At 66.3% G+C, this 18,016-nt stretch carries 18 protein-coding genes; 9 read left to right on the top strand and 9 right to left on the bottom strand.

The annotated features are described in order from the left end of the window. Positions 1-13: 13 nt before the first annotated feature. Together ACYQ0L_RS00590 and ACYQ0L_RS00595 are read left to right on the top strand one after the other, a co-directional pair. Entirely contained in the window at positions 14-1,645 is a 1,632-nt protein-coding gene (locus ACYQ0L_RS00590; protein ID WP_459786985.1) for a long-chain fatty acid--CoA ligase, read from the top strand. A 19-nt stretch (positions 1,646-1,664) separates the two neighbouring features. Beyond that, positions 1,665-1,871, top strand: coding sequence for a hypothetical protein (locus ACYQ0L_RS00595; RefSeq protein WP_459786986.1), 207 nt, complete (start codon positions 1,665-1,667; stop codon positions 1,869-1,871). Between the two features lie 319 nt (positions 1,872-2,190). On the opposite strand, the gene ACYQ0L_RS00600 is transcribed toward ACYQ0L_RS00595, so the two are convergent. The 5 genes from ACYQ0L_RS00600 to ACYQ0L_RS00620 form a co-directional block, all read right to left on the bottom strand. After that, positions 2,191-3,267, bottom strand: coding sequence for a PA0069 family radical SAM protein (locus tag ACYQ0L_RS00600; protein ID WP_459786987.1), 1,077 nt, complete (start codon positions 3,265-3,267; stop codon positions 2,191-2,193). Between the two features lie 593 nt (positions 3,268-3,860). Further along, positions 3,861-4,895 carry a sodium:calcium antiporter gene (locus tag ACYQ0L_RS00605; RefSeq protein WP_459786988.1) on the bottom strand — a complete coding sequence of 345 codons (1,035 nt, stop codon included), beginning with the start codon at positions 4,893-4,895 and terminating at the stop codon, positions 3,861-3,863. Positions 4,896-4,925: 30 nt separating this feature from the next. Then, the gene (gene moaB / locus ACYQ0L_RS00610; protein ID WP_459786989.1) at positions 4,926-5,453 is read right to left on the bottom strand and encodes a molybdenum cofactor biosynthesis protein B; all 528 of its coding nucleotides are present in this window, start codon (positions 5,451-5,453) and stop codon (positions 4,926-4,928) included. A gap of 7 nt (positions 5,454-5,460) precedes the next feature. Further along, positions 5,461-7,221, bottom strand: coding sequence for a transglycosylase SLT domain-containing protein (locus tag ACYQ0L_RS00615; protein ID WP_459786990.1), 1,761 nt, complete (start codon positions 7,219-7,221; stop codon positions 5,461-5,463). Next, complete coding sequence (locus ACYQ0L_RS00620) at positions 7,218-8,030, bottom strand: uracil-DNA glycosylase family protein (protein ID WP_459786991.1); 813 nt, start codon at positions 8,028-8,030, stop codon at positions 7,218-7,220. The genes ACYQ0L_RS00615 and ACYQ0L_RS00620 overlap by 4 nt, the downstream gene beginning before the upstream one ends. 85 nt (positions 8,031-8,115) lie before the next feature. Here ACYQ0L_RS00620 and ACYQ0L_RS00625 point away from each other — a divergent pair, with 85 nt between their 5' ends. From ACYQ0L_RS00625 to ACYQ0L_RS00655, 7 genes are all read left to right on the top strand, one after another. Then, positions 8,116-9,762 (top strand): electron transfer flavoprotein-ubiquinone oxidoreductase, encoded by a 1,647-nt coding sequence (locus ACYQ0L_RS00625; protein ID WP_459786992.1) that lies wholly within the window; start codon positions 8,116-8,118, stop codon positions 9,760-9,762. A 67-nt stretch (positions 9,763-9,829) separates the two neighbouring features. Beyond that, on the top strand, positions 9,830-10,399 hold the full coding sequence (locus tag ACYQ0L_RS00630) for a hypothetical protein (RefSeq protein ID WP_459786993.1): 570 nt from the start codon (positions 9,830-9,832) through the stop codon (positions 10,397-10,399). Then, the gene (locus ACYQ0L_RS00635) at positions 10,396-11,301 is read left to right on the top strand and encodes a 4-(cytidine 5'-diphospho)-2-C-methyl-D-erythritol kinase (RefSeq protein WP_459786994.1); all 906 of its coding nucleotides are present in this window, start codon (positions 10,396-10,398) and stop codon (positions 11,299-11,301) included. The genes ACYQ0L_RS00630 and ACYQ0L_RS00635 overlap by 4 nt, the downstream gene beginning before the upstream one ends. Before the next feature lie 6 nt (positions 11,302-11,307). Then, complete coding sequence (locus ACYQ0L_RS00640; RefSeq protein ID WP_459786995.1) at positions 11,308-12,039, top strand: N-formylglutamate amidohydrolase; 732 nt, start codon at positions 11,308-11,310, stop codon at positions 12,037-12,039. Between the two features lie 133 nt (positions 12,040-12,172). Next, positions 12,173-12,553 carry a hypothetical protein gene (locus ACYQ0L_RS00645; protein WP_459786996.1) on the top strand — a complete coding sequence of 127 codons (381 nt, stop codon included), beginning with the start codon at positions 12,173-12,175 and terminating at the stop codon, positions 12,551-12,553. After that, on the top strand, positions 12,492-13,940 hold the full coding sequence (locus ACYQ0L_RS00650; RefSeq protein ID WP_459786997.1) for an NAD(P)H-hydrate dehydratase: 1,449 nt from the start codon (positions 12,492-12,494) through the stop codon (positions 13,938-13,940). The genes ACYQ0L_RS00645 and ACYQ0L_RS00650 overlap by 62 nt, the downstream gene beginning before the upstream one ends. Continuing rightward, positions 13,937-15,130: a class I SAM-dependent RNA methyltransferase gene (locus ACYQ0L_RS00655; RefSeq protein ID WP_459786998.1), complete on the top strand. Its 1,194-nt coding sequence runs from the start codon at positions 13,937-13,939 to the stop codon at positions 15,128-15,130. The genes ACYQ0L_RS00650 and ACYQ0L_RS00655 overlap by 4 nt, the downstream gene beginning before the upstream one ends. Here ACYQ0L_RS00655 and ACYQ0L_RS00660 read toward each other — a convergent pair. From ACYQ0L_RS00660 to ACYQ0L_RS00675, 4 genes are read right to left on the bottom strand one after another with little or no spacing between them, the layout of a single operon-like run. Continuing rightward, positions 15,127-15,903, bottom strand: coding sequence for a hydrolase 1, exosortase A system-associated (locus ACYQ0L_RS00660; protein ID WP_459786999.1), 777 nt, complete (start codon positions 15,901-15,903; stop codon positions 15,127-15,129). The two genes, ACYQ0L_RS00655 and ACYQ0L_RS00660, sit on opposite strands and share 4 nt — an antisense overlap. Further along, the gene (locus ACYQ0L_RS00665) at positions 15,900-16,601 is read right to left on the bottom strand and encodes an alpha/beta hydrolase family protein (protein WP_459787000.1); all 702 of its coding nucleotides are present in this window, start codon (positions 16,599-16,601) and stop codon (positions 15,900-15,902) included. Before ACYQ0L_RS00665 ends, ACYQ0L_RS00660 begins: the two co-directional genes overlap by 4 nt. A 12-nt stretch (positions 16,602-16,613) precedes the next feature. Further along, on the bottom strand, positions 16,614-16,919 hold the full coding sequence (locus ACYQ0L_RS00670) for an acyl carrier protein (RefSeq protein WP_459787001.1): 306 nt from the start codon (positions 16,917-16,919) through the stop codon (positions 16,614-16,616). A 35-nt stretch (positions 16,920-16,954) separates the two neighbouring features. Beyond that, positions 16,955-18,007 carry a GNAT family N-acetyltransferase gene (locus tag ACYQ0L_RS00675; protein ID WP_459787002.1) on the bottom strand — a complete coding sequence of 351 codons (1,053 nt, stop codon included), beginning with the start codon at positions 18,005-18,007 and terminating at the stop codon, positions 16,955-16,957. Positions 18,008-18,016: the final 9 nt, after the last annotated feature.

An 18,016-nucleotide genomic window follows, 5' to 3' on the forward strand; every position in this document is an offset into this window, starting at 1 on the left:
AGAGAGAGGATTTATGCTCGGAGCGATGCAAGACTGGGATCTGCTGGTCACCCATGTGATCGACCATGCGGCCCGCGAAACGCCCAATCGCGAAATCGTAACCCATTGGGCGGACGGCAGCGAAACCCGGACCGACTGGGCAGGCATTCGCCGCGATGCGCTCAAGATGGCCCAGGCGCTCGAAGCGCTCGGCATCAAGAAGGGCGACCGGGTGGCAAGCCTTGCGATGAACCACGCGCGCCATCTGGTCAGCTGGTACGGTGTCGCCGGGATGGGCGGCGTGCTGCACACGATCAACCCGCGCCTGTTCGAGGACCAGCTGGAATTCATCGCGAACCACGCCGAGGATCGCGTGCTGATCTACGATGCAGCCTTCCAGCCGATCGTCGACCAGATGAAGGACCGCTGGACCAGTATCGAGCACTACATCTGCTATGACCCGGCCGAAGGCGCGGATGTGCAGAGCTTCGAGGACTGGATCGGCGCGCAAAGCGGCGATTACCAGTGGGCCAGCGTCGATGAGCGTGACCCGTGCATGCTGTGCTACACCAGCGGGACGACCGGCAATCCCAAGGGCGTGCTGTACGAACACCGCTCCACCGTCCTGCACGCGATGGCAGCGATCCAGCCGCCCGCGTTCAACTTCGACGCAAGTTCGGTCATGCTGCCGGTGGTCCCGATGTTCCATGCGGCCAGCTGGGGCCTGCCCTTCGCGGGCGGCATGGCGGGCATCAAGTTCGTGTTCTCCGCGATCAACGATCCTGGCGTGCTGTGCGATCTGATGGATCGCGAGGGCGTGACCGACAGCGCCGGCGTGCCCACCGTCTGGCTCGCGACCTTCCAGCACTGCGACGCGAACGACCGGCCGCTGCCCAAGCTGCGTGCGGCGACCATCGGCGGATCGGCCGCGCCCAAGTTCATGATCCGGCGCCTGATGGAGGCGGGAATCCGGGTGCAACATGCCTGGGGCATGACCGAAACCTCGCCCATCGGCACGCTCGGCGGGCCGACCTGGGACTGGGACAGCCTCACGCTCGACCAGAAGGTGGACAAGGCCGCGATGCAGGGCCGCCCCGTGTTCGGGGTGGAGCTGCGCACGGTCGACCTCGACGATCCGGCCAAGGTCCTGCCGCGCGACGGCGAAGCCTCGGGCGCGCTCCAGATCCGCGGTCCGTGGGTCATCCGCCGCTACTTCAAGGCGGAGGAGGACGCCCTGACCGCCGACGGCTGGTTCAACACCGGCGACGTCGCGATCCTGCACCCCGATGGCACGATGCAGATTACCGACCGCACGAAGGACGTCATCAAGTCGGGCGGCGAATGGATCAGCTCGGTCGAGCTGGAGAATGCGGCTGCGGGCCATCCCGCGATCGCCGAGGCTGCGGCGATCGGCATGTACCATCCCAAGTGGGACGAGCGCCCGGTACTCTTCTGCATCCGGAAGGAAGGGCATGATTGCACCGCGCAGGACGTGATCGACTACCTGGAGGATCACGTCGCTAAGTGGTGGCTGCCCGATGCAGTCGAGTTCGTCGACGACATCCCGCACACCGCCACCGGCAAGATCAGCAAGAAAGACCTGCGCGACCGCTTCGCCGATTACCAATTGCCCGAAGCGCAGGGCGTGCTGGCGTCGGCATCCTGAAGCGGGCAGGGGCGGGGGCGTGACGCTGCGGCACGGATTTGCGATCATGATCGGGATCGGCCTCGCGATGGCCGTGTTCCTGATCATGACGCTGGCGTTGACCGCAGTGCGCGGCTCCGACTTCCTCTCCCCCACCGTGATGAGCATCGTCGGGCTCGGCTGCCTGCTGATGGTCGCGCGGCCCGCATGGGCGATCGCCGGACGATTCTTCCCCGACGGGGAGTGACGTCGGAACGGCCGATGTCACTCCGAGCTGCTAGGAGCGCGCAGGATCGAGCTTCCGCTGAGCGGATCACGCGCTGCCCTGACACACCTGACACACTGTCTAAGGCTTAAAAGGCTCCGGCCGGGAAACGCGAAAAACGGCGACAACCGACACTGTCAAAGAGCGGGTCGGGTTATAGCCGGCCCGCGCTCTGTAGGACAGCGTGCCAAGCTCTTGGAAACCGGCGCTTCGCAACCTGCCAAAGTCGATAGCTGTTCTGCATGCACGCTGCACGGACGGCCGCGACCAGTTGTCGCGATGCCCTGTCGAGCCAACCAGCCTATAACAGCCGCATCTGCCCATCCACCATCGGCGCCCGGAACTGCGAGCAGTCGAGTTCGAACTTCGCCTTGCCATCGCCGATCCCGGCACGCTTGCAGGCCACGCGAAAGCGGGCCCGGAACAGGTCCGCCCACACGCCGCTGGGTCTCAGACGACTGAAAAAGCCGGGGTCGTTATCCTTCCCGTCGCGGATCGAGCGGACGATGGACATCACCTTGTCCTTGCGATCGGGGAAATGGGTGTCGAGCCATTCGCGGAACAGCGGCGCGACCTCGTGCGGCAGGCGCAGTGGGATCCACCCGGCGGAGGTCACGCCCAGCTCAGCCGCGCGCGCAACGATGCCTTCCATCGCGTCGTCGGTGATCGCGGGGATGACCGGCGCGATCGAGCAATGGGTCGGCACGCCGGCATGCGTGAGCGTACCCAGCGCGGCGAGCCGCTTGGTCGGGGAAGGCGCGCGCGGTTCGACCAGGCGGGACAGTGCCGGGTCGAGTGAGGTGACCGAAATCGCCACTGCAATCAGGTCTTTACGCGCCATTTCTTCGAGAATGTCGAGATCGGCCAGCACCCGGTCGGACTTGGTGGTGATGGTCACCGGATGGCGCGCATCGAGGCACACTTCCAGCATCGCGCGGGTGATGCGGTACTGGCCCTCGATCGGCTGATAGGGATCGGTGTTGGTCCCCATCGCGATCGGGCGTGGCTGGTAGCCTGGCTTGGCCAGCGTTTCGGCAAGCAGCTTCGCCGCGTCCGGCTTGGCAAACAGCTTGCTCTCGAAATCGAGCCCGGGGGAAAGGTCGAGGTAAGCGTGTGTGGGTCGCGCGAAGCAGTAAATGCAGCCATGCTCGCATCCCCGGTAGGCGTTGACCGATCGGTCGAAGCCGATGTCGGGCGACTGGTTGAAGCTGAGGATCGAGCGCGGATGCTCCACGGTCACTTCGGTGCGCAGCTTGGGGGCAGGGCCATCGAGCGTTTCGGCCACATCGCGCCAGTCGCCATCCGCCTCACGCACGGCGAGGCCGAAGCGGGCGGATACGTCGCCGCTCTGTGCCCCTCTGCCTTTGACCCGTTCCATACGCAGGAACATAGAGGGAACAGATGCGCAAGTCGACCCGGATTTTTGATGGCTTCCGCAATCTGCGGGTCACGCGTCAGCTCCCAGGCTTTCGCGTGAGTCGGTTCGATGTCTCACTTTGGGTGGCAAGCGGACATCGGTTGAGTCCCGTCACACGCCCCCGCCCGACATGACCACGAACCATACAAAAGCAAGAAGGACGGCTAACATCCATGCTGTGGAAGCTTGGACAGCCCAGCCTAAACGGCGGAAAACGAAAAGGGCTACTCCGGGCAAGACCGCCCCAACCACAAAAAAGCCGAGAGATCCGTATCTATACCAAAGCTCTTGTTCGGCACAGGAATACGGTCCCTGCCCAAAGCTTAGTGCGAGAAGACCCATGAGCAGAGCGTTGACGCCAAGCGACAACCAAGCGCAGCCAATGTTGTGCGCGAGGTTCTGCTCATTTGCTTCCTTAGGGGTCATTCGCTGAGACTGATCGAAATCTCGAACGTCCGCAACGGGGTCGTGAGCGTACTGGCAGCTTTCGGGGCGAGCTGCCTCATAACCAGACTCTCGAAAAACGCCCGCAAGCCCAAACCATCGCGGGCAATTCAGCCCAGCGCCACCTGCAGGCTCGCCGCGCCCAGCCACAGCGCCAGCAGGAGGACCGATTCCCAACCGATCCCGCCGGGGCCCTGCTTCTCGCGGCGCAGCAGGCCCAGCAGCAGTACGCCGGTCATCAGGCAGACCAGCGCCATCCAGAACAGTGTGCGCTCTCCGATCGCGTGATAGATCGAGCCGTCGCGGTAGGCGATATCGCTAGCGGAGACGAACAGCGCATCGAACATGTTGCCGCCGATGATACCGCCGATCGCAAGTTGCAGCGCGCCGCGCCGCACGGCTGCGATGGTGGTCACCAGTTCGGGAAGCGAGGTGACGATCGCGGTGCCCAGCGCACCGACCACGCCCTGCGAAATGCCCAGCTCGCTGCTCAGCGCCAGGCCGCTTTCGCCGACCACCCAGCCGCATGCGCCCACGATCAGCACCAGTCCGGCGAACAGGCTGGCGAGCAGCGGGGTGGAGCGCGGGTCGTTCTCGATATCGTCGGCCTCGACGCGCAGGCCCGGCGTTTCCTTGGGCTGCCACATCGGTTCCTGCCGGATCGAATGCGCGTTGTGCAGGCCGATCAGATAGACCGCGATCATCATCGGGCTGACCGGGTGAATGCCGAAAAACGCGACCTGCGGCGCGGCGTAGGCCATGATCGGCATGACCGAGAGGATGATGAGCACGGTCGCCTGACCAAGGTTCACCGTGCTTGCGCCCGCGTGCTCCAGATTGATATGGCGATAGAATATGTCCGCCAGCGCTAGGAACATCGTCTGCGCGGCGATCCCTCCCATGGCGTTGGACACCGCAAGCTCGGGCGCGCCGCCTGCTGCGGTGGTGATCGAGGTGACGATGCCCGAAATGCTCGTGCCCGCGCCCAGCAGGACCGCGCCGATCAACGCTTCGCCGAGGCCCGTGCGATCGGCCAGCACGTCTGCGATGGCGGCCATCTTGCTGCCGAAATACGCGATAAACAGCGCGCTCGCGACGAACAGAGCGCCGAGCCACGGGAGGGGGAGGGTCTGGATATCGGGCATGGGGCTTGTCTGAAGAGCGCCCCCTTGCGCCTATCGTTCCAGCAGGCGCGGCATCAGCTCGACGAAGTTGCAGGGCCGGTGACGGCTGTCGAGCTGGTCCTTGAGGATCTTGTCCCACCCGTCCTTCACCGCGCCATTGCTGCCGGGCAGGGCGAAGATGAAGGTGTCGCCCGCGAGCACCGCGCAGGCGCGGCTCTGGATCGTGGAGGTGCCGATGCTCTCGTAACTGATCCAGCGGAACAGCTCGCCGAAGCCGGGGATGTCCTTGTCTTTCACTTGCTCGAGCGCTTCGGGCGTCACGTCGCGCCCGGTCAGGCCCGTGCCGCCCGTGGTGATGACGCAATCGACATCGACGCTGGCGATGAAGCGGCGTAGCAGCTCGTAGATTTCATGCGCGTCGTCGGGGCTGATCGTCCGTTCGATCAGGATATGGCCGGCATCGCGCACACGCGCCTCCAGCAGATCGCCCGAGGTATCGGTCGATGGGTCGCGCGTGTCCGATACCGTCACCAGCGCGATGCCGATGGGGGTGAACTCGCGGCTTTCGTCGATTGCCATCGCCCGGTCAGCGCTGCGTGAAGCGTTGCGAGGACGGGGTCGCTTCGGGGAAGCCCGGCCAGCGGTTCATCGCCAGCGCCTGCCTGCTGGGCGAGGGGGCGGCCGCCTGCCGCTCGTACATCCAGTAGTTCCGCGTGACGATCGCGACATAGCCGCGCGTTTCCCAATAGGGAATCGATTCCATGTAGAGCAGGGGGTCGCCCTGGTCGCGGACCTCGGTATTCCAGCGGCCGATGGGGGTGAGGCCGGCATTATAGGCGGCCATGATCTTGGGCAGCTTGCCTTCGGTGTAGGAATGGTCGCGCAGCATCTGCAGGTGCCGCTGGCCAAAGGCGAGGTTGACCTCGGGCTGGTTGAGCGAGCGTGGATTGGTGCTGACGCCCAGGCTCGGCCCGTGGTCCTGCGCGGCGGCGGGCATGATCTGCATTAGGCCGCGCGCGCCCGCCGGGCTGACCACGGCGGCACGGAAGTTCGATTCCTGCAGGGCGTGGGCGTAGGCGAGCGCGGGGTCGACCTGCCAGCCGGTCACCGGCTCCCACCGCGCCACGGGGAAGCGCAGTGCCGGATCCGGCCGGCCGCCGCGCGGGGCGTTGTGCGCCATCCACAGCTGTGTGGAGGGCAGGCCCAGTTCGCGCGCGAGGCGCGAGAGCGCCGTGAATTCCGACGGATCGCCGATCCGGGCCTGGTGGCGCAGGACCTCGTCGGCGAGGTCGTCCTGCCCGATCTGCGCGAGCGCGACCGCAACCCGCACGTTCGCTTCCCCGTTCAGGGTCCGCCAGTCGGCTTCGCTCAGGTCGGGCGTCTCGCCTGCGCGCGGCAGCTGCTGGCCGAGCTGTTCGCGGGCGAGCATGCCGTAGAGCGTTTCATCCATCATCGCCGCGCCGCGCAACCGCTCGGTCGCCTTTTCGGGCTCACGGCAGCGGATATAGGCGCGGCTGGCCCAGTAATAGCTGGCCGCCGCAAGCTCGGGGTTGATCGCGCTCGCGCCCGCGCGCTCGAACCCGTCGGCGGCGGTCGCGCAATCGCCCATCCGCCACGAGGCGAGGCCGATCACCCAGTCGCCTTCGGGCACCCACGGGCCGCTGCCCTCGCGCACGGTGCGCGCCATCGCAAGCGCGGCGGCGTCGTTGTTCTCGATGTAGTAGCTCCACGCGACGCGGCGCCGCCATTCGGCGCGCGCTTCGCTGCTGAGCCCCGCGTCCACCCCGTCGAGCAGCTGGCGGGCACCGTCGGGATCGTCATTGCTGATCCGGTCGAGGATCGCCGCCTTGATATCGCCGGGCATCGTCCCGTCGTCGATATCGCGCGGCAGGATGCGCTTGCTGGCATAGCCCTGCGGCACGAAGCTCTGTTCCTGCGGCAGGTAGGGCGCGCTCATCAGGCCGCGCTTCAGCGCCAGGTCGGTGATCTGCTGCGCCTGCGGCAGGCTGCTCCCCTTGGCGAGCCATTCCTGCAGTCGAGGCAATTCGATCCGCGGGCTGTTCGCGTCGAGATAATATTCCGCCAGCGCCACCAGTTTGAGAGGTTCGTCACCCCGCTGGGCAAGCAGGCTTTCGACGTCGTTCCAGTTGCCATCCTCGAGCGCGGCGAAGACGCGGGCGTAGAACTGCCGGTCGGCCTCGTTCAGGACCTGCGGGATATTCTGGCTGGCGGCGCGGGCGCGGAAATAGTCCGCCGCGGTCGGCACGCTGCCGTTCTGGGCGAGCGCGGGCGTCGCGACGCCCAGGGTGGCGAGCGCGGCGGTAAGGGGGATGAGGATGCGATTCATCGGGTCTTTTCGGTCCAGTCGAGCCATCTGTTCCAGGTCTGTGCGCGCTTTGCCGGGCTGCGCAGGAGGGTCTGCAAGTCCGGTATCGCGAAGGCCGCTGCCTTAGCAGAGCCGGATTCGATTGTGGTTAACACAGCGGGTTCCTGCGCCGCAGCGTGTGCCATCAGCGACCAGACGCGATTTCCGCAGCCGATGATCCGTTCCGGGCGCACCAGCCCGATATGGTGGAGCAGCAGCGCGCCGTATCCCGCCTCGCCGACCGCTTCCCAGTCGGGCCGCAGGTTATGGCGTGGCAGGATGCTGGCGAGATAGCGTGCGTCCGGCGCAAAGCCCATCGCGCGCAGCATGTTGGCGGCAACCGTTCCGGCCGGCCCTTCGAGCAGCGCCTCACGATCATCCGCCAGCGGCTGGTCGACGATCAGCATGACCTGCGCCCCGGCGGTCCCGCGCGGCGCAATGCGCGGATAGGCACCGGGCGGATCGAGCGTGTCGCTCTCCATCCACCAGCCATGAAAATTATCGAGCGTGTCGGGCCAGTGCTCCGGATCGCCCGGATGCGCGCCCTGCGTTTCGGCATCGAGGAATCGCGACAGCGCTCCGCGAGCGTGTGCGGGTGCTGGTGCGTCAGCCGGGGTGGGGGACGGCGCTTCCGCTACGGCAGCGGCGGGATCCGGCGCGGCTTCGGGCTTGCGCAGCCAGCCGTCGGGGGCGTCCGACACGTGTTCTTCCACGCCCGCTTCGCGCCACCAGTCGAGCGTGGCGGAGAAGGCTTCGCGTATCGCGTTGGGTTCGGAGGAAATTTGGGGCATCCCGAGGGGGGTCTTGACCTGTGGCGCGCAGGCAATCAAGTCGGAAGCAACGAGAATACTGCCGGGAAAGGGCATTGAGGGCACTATGAGCGAACGTGAATCCATGCCGTGCGATGTGCTGGTGGTCGGTGGAGGCCCCGCCGGGCTCTCCGCAGCCATCCGCCTGAAGCAGATCAACGAGGATCTGGAAGTCGTCGTACTCGAAAAGGGCTCCGAAATCGGGGCGCATATCCTTTCGGGCGTCGTTCACGATCCCAAGGCGCTGAACGAACTGTTCCCCGACTGGCGCGATATGGACTGCCCGATCGGCGAAGTCCCGGTGACCGACAACTGGCACTGGATGCTGCGCAAGAACGGCAAGTTCCCGATGCCCCACGCGCTGATGCCGCCGCTGATGAGCAACAAGGGCAACTATGCCGGCAGTCTCGCCAACCTCACCCGCTGGCTGGGCGAGCAGGCCGAGGGCATGGGTGTGATGGTATTCCCCGGCTTCCCGGCCGCCGAAGTGCTGTACGACGATAATGGCGCAGTCGCCGGCGTGGTGACGCAGGACATGGGCATCGCTGGCGATGGTTCGAAGAAGGACGACTGGCAGCCGGGCATGGAAATCCATGCCAAGTACACGCTGTTCGCCGAAGGTGCGCGCGGCAGCCTGACCAAGCAGCTCAAGGCGAAGTACGACCTCGAGAAGGATTGCCAGCCGCAGACCTATGGCCTGGGCATGAAGGAATTGTGGGAAATCGATCCCGAGAAGCATGTTCCGGGCCGGGTGATCCACACGCAGGGCTGGCCGCTCGACAATGACAGCTGGGGCGGCGGCTTCCTCTACCATATCGGCGACAACCAGGTTGCGCTCGGCTTCGTGGTCGCGCTCGATTACGCCAACCCGTACCTCTCGCCCTACCAGGAATTCCAGCGCTGGAAGCACCACCCCGATATCTGCGCGATCATCGAGGGTGGCAAGCGCGTGGCCTATGGCGCTCGCGTGATCAACGAAGGCGGCTGGCAAAGCGTGCCGCAGCTCGCCTTCCCGGGCGGCGCGCTGGTCGGCTGTTCGGCGGGCTTCGTCAACGTGCCCCGGATCAAGGGCAGCCACACCGCGATGAAGAGCGGGATGCTGGCCGCCGAAAGCGTCGCTGCAGCGATCGCTGCAGGCAAGGAGCACACCCAGCTCGACGAATATGACGAGGCGGTGCGGACCAGCTGGATCGCGACCGAGCTGAAGAAGGTGAAGAACGCGCAGCCCGCGATCGCGAAGCTGGGCGGCGACCTGGGCACGGTGATGGCGGGCATCGACATGTGGATGCGCACGCTCAAGATCGGCCTGCCGTTCACTCTTAAGCACACCCCCGACTACAAGCACACGCAGCGCGCCGACCTGCACGATCCGATCGTCTATCCCAAGCCCGACGGCGAAATCAGTTTCGATCGCCTGACCAGCGTGGCCTACAGCTTCACCAACCACGCCGAAGACCAGCCCAAGCACCTCAAGGTGCTGGACATGGAGCTGCAGAAGGAAAGCGAGTTGGGCGTCTATGCCGGCCTCTCCCAGCGCTACTGCCCGGCGGGCGTTTACGAATGGGTGACGGACGAGGATACGGGCGAAGACAAGTTCGTCATCAACGCCCAGAACTGCGTCCACTGCAAGACCTGCGACATCAAGGACCCGAACCAGAACATCGTCTGGACCGTGCCCGAAGGCGGCGGCGGGCCGAACTATCCGAATATGTGAGGCTGGACAGAGCGGTTCGCATAACGCCGGATCTATCTCGTGGATCGTTGGCCGGGGAATATGATCAATGTCCGTTGTCTCGCTTATTGAAGCCGAACGAAATCGGTATGTTGCGTACTTTGAATCTGTTGTCGCTGACTTCGCGTCTTCCCCCCAAGATGTAGTCCGGGAACTGCTGGTCGCGGTGAACACCGAAACATTGCCGTACCCTTACAGATATCTCCGCGCCGACCTGGTGTCCAAAACCGACGACAATTCGCCGGTATTCCATGAGATTTGGCTTGATCCGGCCTCAGGTTCCGCAGCACGGGGCTTTCAACTCGGTCCGGTCCGTATTGAGATTTACCCGTTTACCTGGTGCTCAGTTCAGATCGCCTTCGACCGACCGCTTCAGGACCTGAATAAGTTTGAGGCGTTTGTAACGCATTTGTTAGACATCGCAGATGAATCGACCGATCCTCTGCGGGTTGCGAACGCAATTCATTCAGTAACGCCAATCGAAAACACTGGTGATCTCTGGTATTTCACAGTCGACTTTGGAACTGCTTCTGCCGATGCCTTGCTGGATATGATTGATTTCCTGGCAAATGAGGCGATGGCCGACCGTATAATTATCCAAAGCCAGTCAGGGGAATGAACGAAACCGCCTACGCCAAGCTCAACCTTGCGCTGCATGTCCGCAGGCGGCGTGAGGATGGCTATCATGAACTGGAGACGCTGTTCGCCTTCTGCGAGCATGGCGATGTGCTGAGTGCTTTGCCTGCGGAGGCGGATAGCTTGCAGGTGGTCGGCGAGTTCGCCGATGTGCTCCAACCTTCGCTCCCCTCCGTTGGGGGAGGGGCCGGGGGTGGGGGCTCTGCCGCAGCAACCGAAGCGCACCCCCCTCCCAACCTCTCCCCTCAAGAGGGCAGGAATAATGCGGACAACCTCGTTGCGCGCGCGCTCAATGCGCTGCCGCATCCTGACGGCCTATCCATCACCCTCGAAAAGAACCTCCCCGTCGCGGCGGGGCTCGGCGGGGGCTCGGCGGATGCTGGCGCCGTTTTCAGGCTGGTCGAGCAGCGCTACGGCCTGCCCGACGACTGGCAGCGCCGTGCTCTGGAACTCGGCGCGGATGTGCCTGCCTGCGTGCGCTCCGAAATGGCGGTCGGGCGCGGGGTGGGGGAGGAGCTTGCCCCGCTCGAAAACGATCTCGCGGGTACGCCCGTGCTACTGGTCAATCCGCGCATCGCGCTCTCGACCGGGCCGGTATTCGCGGCATGGGACCAGTTCGATCGCGGTCCGCTGCCACAGGGCACCGCGCGCGAGATCGCGTTGCAGGGGCGCAACGATCTGGAACAGCCCGCGATCTCGATCTGCCCGACGATTGCGCAGGTGCTTCGATCGCTTGGTGCGACCTCGCCGCTGCTCGCGCGCATGTCCGGTTCGGGCGCGACCTGTTTCGCGCTCTATGAGGATGCCGAGATGCGTGACGCGGCCGAGCGGGAGATCGCCTTACGACAGCCGGGGTGGTGGAGGATGACGAGCGTTCTTAGATAGAACCGCATGAACGAAGCGCATACTCCCTTCATCCGCATTGGAACTCCCACACGCGGCGGCGTCATCGCCATCGCCGACCACGCCAGCAACGCTGTGCCCGAGGGTATCGAGCTCGGCCTGCCGCCAGAGCTGATGGAAGAGCATATCGCGATCGACATCGGGACGGCAGGCGTGGCCGAGCGGCTGGCGCGCAAGCACGCAATCGCGGCGCAGATCGCGCAGGTCAGCCGCCTGGTGATCGATCTGCATCGCAACGAAGGCGACGATGGCCTCGTCGCAATCACCAGCGACGGGCACACCATTCCCGGCAATATCGGCGCGGATATCGAACGGCGCACGGCGCTCTATCACCGCCCCTATCACGAGGCGTTCGCGCAGATGGTGGCCGAGACCCAGCCTTCGCTGATCCTCGCGATCCACAGCTTCACGCCGCAGATGGCCTCGACCGGGGAGCAGCGCCCGTGGGATATCGGCCTGCTCTACAATCAGGACGATCGCGCGGCGCGCGTCGCGATCGATTCCCTCACCGATATGGGCTTCACCGTCGGCGATAACGAGCCCTATTCGGGCAAGCAGCTCAACGCCACGATGGACCGCCATGCGGAAGCCAACGGCATTCCCTATCTGACGATCGAGCTGCGGCAGGATCATGTCGCGCGCGAGAGCCACCAGGCCGTGTGGGCAGACCGGATCGCGCAGGTCGCACAGGACTTGCAGGCCGTTCTCGGCACGATCTGATCGTGGCAACGCAATAATTACCATTTGCCGCTAGCACCGGCGGCTCTCCGGGTCGCAGGAGACGATCAAGCCGGGCCGGGCGAAGCCGAGGGCAAGCCGCCCCCGGCAGGCGCAAGCGGAAAGGGCCACGAAGATGCGAATTGTCGGTGCCCTTTGCCTTGCCGGGCTGGCTCTGGCGATTGCCGGATGCGACGCGCAGGCCGTGCCCGATGGCTCTGCCGACGCGCGATCCGCCACCGCGGCCGGACCTGGCCCTTTCACCATTCCCTGCGCGCTCGATGGCGCCGAAAATTTCGAGAGCACCTGCAGCGTGGAACGCCAAACGATGGACGATGCGGTGCTGCTGGCGGTAATCCATCCCGATGGCGGTTTCCGCCGGTTCGAGCAATTGCCGGACGGTGCAGGCCTCGCAGCGGTTGCAGGCGCGGACACAGTGGCGCAAACGCTCGCGGGTGACACACTCGAAATCGCCCTCGCCGGAAACCGATACCGCTTCCCCGCCGCCCGCAAGTAGCGCGCCGGAGCAGGTCCTCACCACTGCGCAGATGCGCGATGCCGAAACGGCGCTGTTCGACAGCGGGGTGGAGGAATGGGCGCTGATGCAGCGCGCCGGGCAGGGCGCGGCCGAGTGGATCGCGCGGCTCGCAGCAGGCAATCCGGTCACGATCCTGTGCGGCCCCGGCAATAATGGCGGCGACGGCTATGTCGCGGCCGCTGCGCTCAAAGCGCGCGGCGTGCCCGTTCAGGTGGTGGCGCCAATCGAGGCCAAGACCGAGCAGGCCCGACAGGCTGCAAGCACCTTCGATGGCGATGTACGCGAAAATGGCGAGGGGCTGCACGGCGCGGTCTTCGTCGATGCGCTGTTCGGCATCGGTCTCTCGCGTCCCCTGTCCGAGGATCTGCGCGCGCTGCTGGCAGGGCTGCGCGCTGCGCACCGCCTCGCGGTCGCGCTCGACGTGCCGAGCGGGGTCGATGCGGACGGTGGGAGCGGGCCTGACAATCTGCCGGCCTACGACCTTACGCTTTCCTTCGGCGCCTGGAAGCCTGCGCATTTCACGGGCGATGCTCTCGGCAAGCTCGGCGCGGTGCGGCTGGTGGAGATCGGGGTGCCCGACCGGGGTGGAACAATGCACCTGTCGCTGCCGCAGCCGCTCGCCACGCCAGCTTACGATGCGCACAAATATACGCGCGGGCTGGTCGCGGTGGTGGGCGGCGCGATGCCGGGCGCAGGCCTGCTCGCCTCGCGCGCAGCCGCGCTGGCGGGGGCGGGGTACGTCAAATGGATGAGCGATCACGATCATCCCGGCCATTCGCCGGACCTCGTGCGCGACGATTCCCCGCTCGGCGATGCGCTGGGCGACGATCGCATTTCCGCGCTGCTCGTCGGCCCCGGTCTGGGCCGCGACGATGAAGCCGAGGTGCGGCTCGCGGCGGCGCTGGCTGCGGGCAAGCCGATGGTGCTCGATGCGGATGCTCTGCATCTGCTGACGCCCGACATGCTGCGCGGTGGCGACCAAGCCATTCTTCTCACTCCGCACGAGGGCGAGCTTTCGCGCCTGTGTGACGCCTTCAAGGTGGGCGGTGACACCAAACGGGAGCGTGCGACGGCCCTCGCGAAAGCCAGCGGTGCCGCCGTGCTCGCCAAAGGTGCCGACACCGTGCTCGCAGCGGGCGATCGGGTGCGCTTCTTCTCGCCCGGTTCGCGCTGGCTCTCGGTCGCGGGGAGCGGCGATGTGCTGGCAGGGATCTGCGCCGCGCGGCTCGCGGTGACGGGCGACGTACTTAGCGGGACGTGCGAGGCGGTACACCTGCATGGCCGTGCCGCGCGTCTCGCCGGAGCCGGCTTTACCGCCGCGATGCTGGCCGAGTCGGTCCATCAGGCACTGGGAGAAGCGCTGTGAGCGACACCGTCGTCCGGATCGCCGCCAAGGGCGATGGCCTGACGCAAAGCGGCCGCCACATCGCGGGCGCCGTGCCGGGCGACGAGATCGCGCCCGATGGCACGATCATGCCCGGCCCGCATCATGTCGACCCGCCATGCCGCCACTTCCCGCAATGCGGCGGGTGCCAGCTCCAGATGGCGGACGAGACCGCGCTGGCGCAATTCGTGAGGGAGCGGGTCGCCTTCGCGGCCGAATCGCAGGGGGTGGAGGCGGAGACGCTCGCCCCCGCGCACCTTTCGCCGCCGCGCAGCCGTCGCCGGGCGACGCTGCACGCTGCGCGGCTGGGCAAGAAGATCGTCATCGGCTTTCGCGAGGGCGGTTCGCACCGGATCGTCGACATGGCCGAATGCCACATCCTCGCGCCCGAGCTCTTCGCGCTGGTTTCGCCCCTGCGCGTCTTGCTGGCCCAGTGGCCGGGCAAGCTGGCCGCCGACATCCAGCTGACCCGGATCGACCGCGGCGTGGCCGTGGAGATCAAGGGCATTTCCGCCGAAAATCTCGCCCAGACCGAGGCCTTGCTCGAATTCGCCCGCGATCACGCGCTGGCACGCCTCTCTATCGACGAGGGCTTCGGGCCCGAGCCTGTGTGGGAGCCTCAGCCGGCGACGATCACGCTCGGCGGGGTGCCAGTCGGCTTCCCTCACGGCGCGTTCCTCCAGGCGACCGACGATGGCGAGGCGGCACTGCTGGCGGCTGCGCGCGATTGGTGCGGCGAGGCGCGCACCATCGCCGACCTGTTTTCGGGATTGGGGACCTTCGCCTTCGCGCTCGCGGGTCCGGCAAAGGTGCTGGCGGCGGAAGCCGACCGGGCCGCGCATCTCGCCTGCCAGGCCGCTGCGCGCCAATCGGGCAGGCCGCTCCATGCGCTCCACCGCGACCTGTTCCGCGATCCGCTGACGGCTGACGAACTCTCGCGCTTCGATTGCATCCTGCTCGATCCGCCGCGCGCAGGCGCGCGCAGCCAGATCGACCGGATTGCCGAAAGCACCGCCTCGCGCGTGGTCTATATCAGCTGCAATCCGCAAAGCTGGTCGCGCGATGCCAAGCGGCTCGCCGATGCGGGGTTCCGGCTGGCCGAACTGCGCCCGGTGGGCCAGTTCCGCTGGTCCACCCACGTCGAACTGGCGAGCCTGTTCCTGCGCGACTAGGCGCGCAGGGCTTCGAGAATTCGGGCTTCGAGCCATGCACGCGACTCCGGCTCGACAAAGGCGTGGCTGGCGCCCTTGCAGCGGGCAATGCGCGAATCTTCTGCCGGCCAGGCGCTGTCGAACACCTGTGCGGTGCGATCCGCTTCCGCCAGCAGGATGTGCACCGGCCCGTCGAAGCGGGCGAGTTCGCGCTGCATGCGGCTGGCGAGGTTGCTGGCGGCCGGGGCGGGGCGCAGCGTGCGCAGCAGCCCGCCGCCGAGCTTGCGCAGGTTGACCCCGCCGCTCAGCAGGCGCGCAACCTCGCGCGGATTGCGCAGCTTTTCGGCGTAGCGCGCGCGGATCGCAGCGGGCGGCGGCGTGCCGTCTTCGTCGTCTTCGATAGTCCACGGGTTGGAGAGAACCAGCCCGTCGCAACCCGCGCCACCCGCCAGCATCAGGGCGCTGGCGGCGTCGCAATTGCCGAGGCCGATCACGCGGTTCACCTGAGGGGTGATCGCACGGAATGCTTCCAGCGCGGCGCGGATATCGGGCTCCGACTGTTCGAAGCCGAGGTTCTCGCCCTCGCTGTCACCGACCCCGCGCCGGTCGTAGCGGAAGACGGGGAAGCCGCGCTTGGCAATGGTCTGTGCCAGCCGCGCCTGTCCACGGAAGGCACCGCTGCGAATCTCGTTGCCGCCGCTCACCAGCAGCAGCCCGGTGGTCAGCGGCGCGGTGTCCAGCGTGGCCGCCAGCGTGCTGCCTTCGCAGGCGAAGGTGAGGTGCAGGCGTTTCATACAGGATGGTTCATCGTGTTGGCGATGGTCGCGGCGAGCGCGTTGGCCTGGGCGGCGTCATGGTCCGGCTCCGCCCGCAGCCACAGGGGACGCCCGCCGACGGTTTCCTGGTCGATTAAGGCGACGCCTTCTTCGCGCGGTGCCAGCTCGGCCTGCTCCAGCGCGGTGAACATGGGCGCACCCAGTTGCCATCCGGCAAGTGCGATCCCTTCGCTCCTGCCCAAGGCCTCGATCTCTTCGCGTGTCTCGGCATCGCCCGCTTCCTTGCTGGCGATGATTCGCGCGCGGACCATATTGCGCAGGATTTTCGCGCCATCCTGCGGTGCGTAGTCCCATCCGGGAAGCCCTGCGGGCCGCAGCAGCGCGCCGCCGCGGACCGTCAGCACGGCGGTCGCGCGGAAATGCCGGGCCGCCGCAGCTGCGCTTTCGCGCCAACCGTCGAGCGTCTGCTCTGCCAGGATAGCGAGGCTCTCGTTGCAACCGGGCAGGTCGGGCAGCACGCTGTCGATGCCCGCGGAATCGAGCCGTCGCATGACCTCCACGATCAGGTGCCGCAGCTTGTTCGCTTCTTCGAAAAGGGGCGGCAGGACCACCAGCCGCTTCTCGCGCCCGCCTTCGAACACCAGCGCGGCTTCCGCACGTGTGCCGTCATCGGCTGTCGGGCAGGGCCATTCGACGAATCGCGCGGGCGTGGTCATACCCCGGACATGCTATTGGCTGGCAGTCTTCGCCTCGGCGAGCGTGAGCAGGCCGCCATATGTCTCCAGATGATCGCCGTCGATCTCGTCATCCTCGATGATGATGTCGAACCGGTCTTCGATCTCGGTGAGTAGGTCGGCGACGGCCTGGCTGTCCAGTTCGGGCAGGTGGCCGAACAGGCCGCTATCGGGCGTCAATTCTTCGATCCGTTCCTCGGACAGGCCGAGCACGTCGCGCAGAATCGCACGAAGCGTCTGGTCGATCTTGGTCCGGGAAGGGCCGGTCGGGTCCGTCGGCGCTGAGGTCTGGGCGGTCATCTTTACCGTAAAACTGCCGTGAAAGTGGCGGCTGCCTAGCGCCGGGGCCGCGCGCTGGCAAGGATGCTGCGGATCCGGCGCTTGGCCAGCGGCATCCACGCCGCCGGTTGCGCAGGGTCCAGCGCGTCGAGCCGGAAGCGCGGGCGGACCTGTTCCATCCAGTCCGCCTTGTAGGCATCGCTGCCGGTGCCAAAGTCGACGAGGTGCACACGATCGCGGTCGATCACATGTTCGAACAGGGCTGCGGAGAGCGTGGTGCCGGGCGAAATCGGCTTGGCGCTTTCCAGATGGGCCAGCTTGTGGATGTAGGCGACGCCATCCTCGACCGTCCAGAACTGCGCGGCGACCGGCGTTCCCTCCGCACGGGCGACGCCGAGGCGGATCCGCCCTGCCGCGCCTTCGGCATTGGCGAAACGGCGCAGCAGTTCGCCTTCGTCCTCGCGCGGCTTCCAGCTTTCGGCGTAGATCGTTTCGTATGCATCCCAGAGGCTTGCATCGAAATGCTCGACGATTTCGACCTCGACCTTCCTGGCCTTGCGCTTGAGCGTGGTGCGCAGGCGACCGGGGCGGCTGTCCCAGTAATCCGCGAAACTGCGGCCGTTCACCGGCAGCACGTGGTTCTCGTCGCACCGGGTCAGCGCGACCGCCCATCCGGCCCTGCGGAAGGCGCGCTCCAGTCGGGTGGCCGAGCCATCTTCGTCGGGCAGGGGGGAAAGGGTCACGCGTGCCGCCTCGCGCTTCAGGTCGCGCGCCAGCCGTTCGAGCAGCGCATCACCTTCGATCCCGGCGGGTGCGGCAGGTCGCCAGGTGAAAGAGTACCAGTTGCGCAGCGATTCGATCCGCCCGTCCACGCGATGGAGGGCCATGCCCGCGACAGCGCCATTCTGCGCGGTCTCGGCCCGGAATGCGCCGGGGCGGGCCTCGGCAAGCAGCGCGAACCATTCGACGCGGTCGAACGGCGATACGGGCGCGGCTACACCTGCGGTGTGCTGCGATTCCCGCACGCCGTCAGTTTGCACGCCTGCGGCTTGCACAATGGTAACCTCCTTGTGATAGCCAGCTGCTTCCGCGTTCACGAGGCCCGACACTCCCATCTC

It is taken from the genome of Alteriqipengyuania triglochinis (assembly GCF_054655655.1).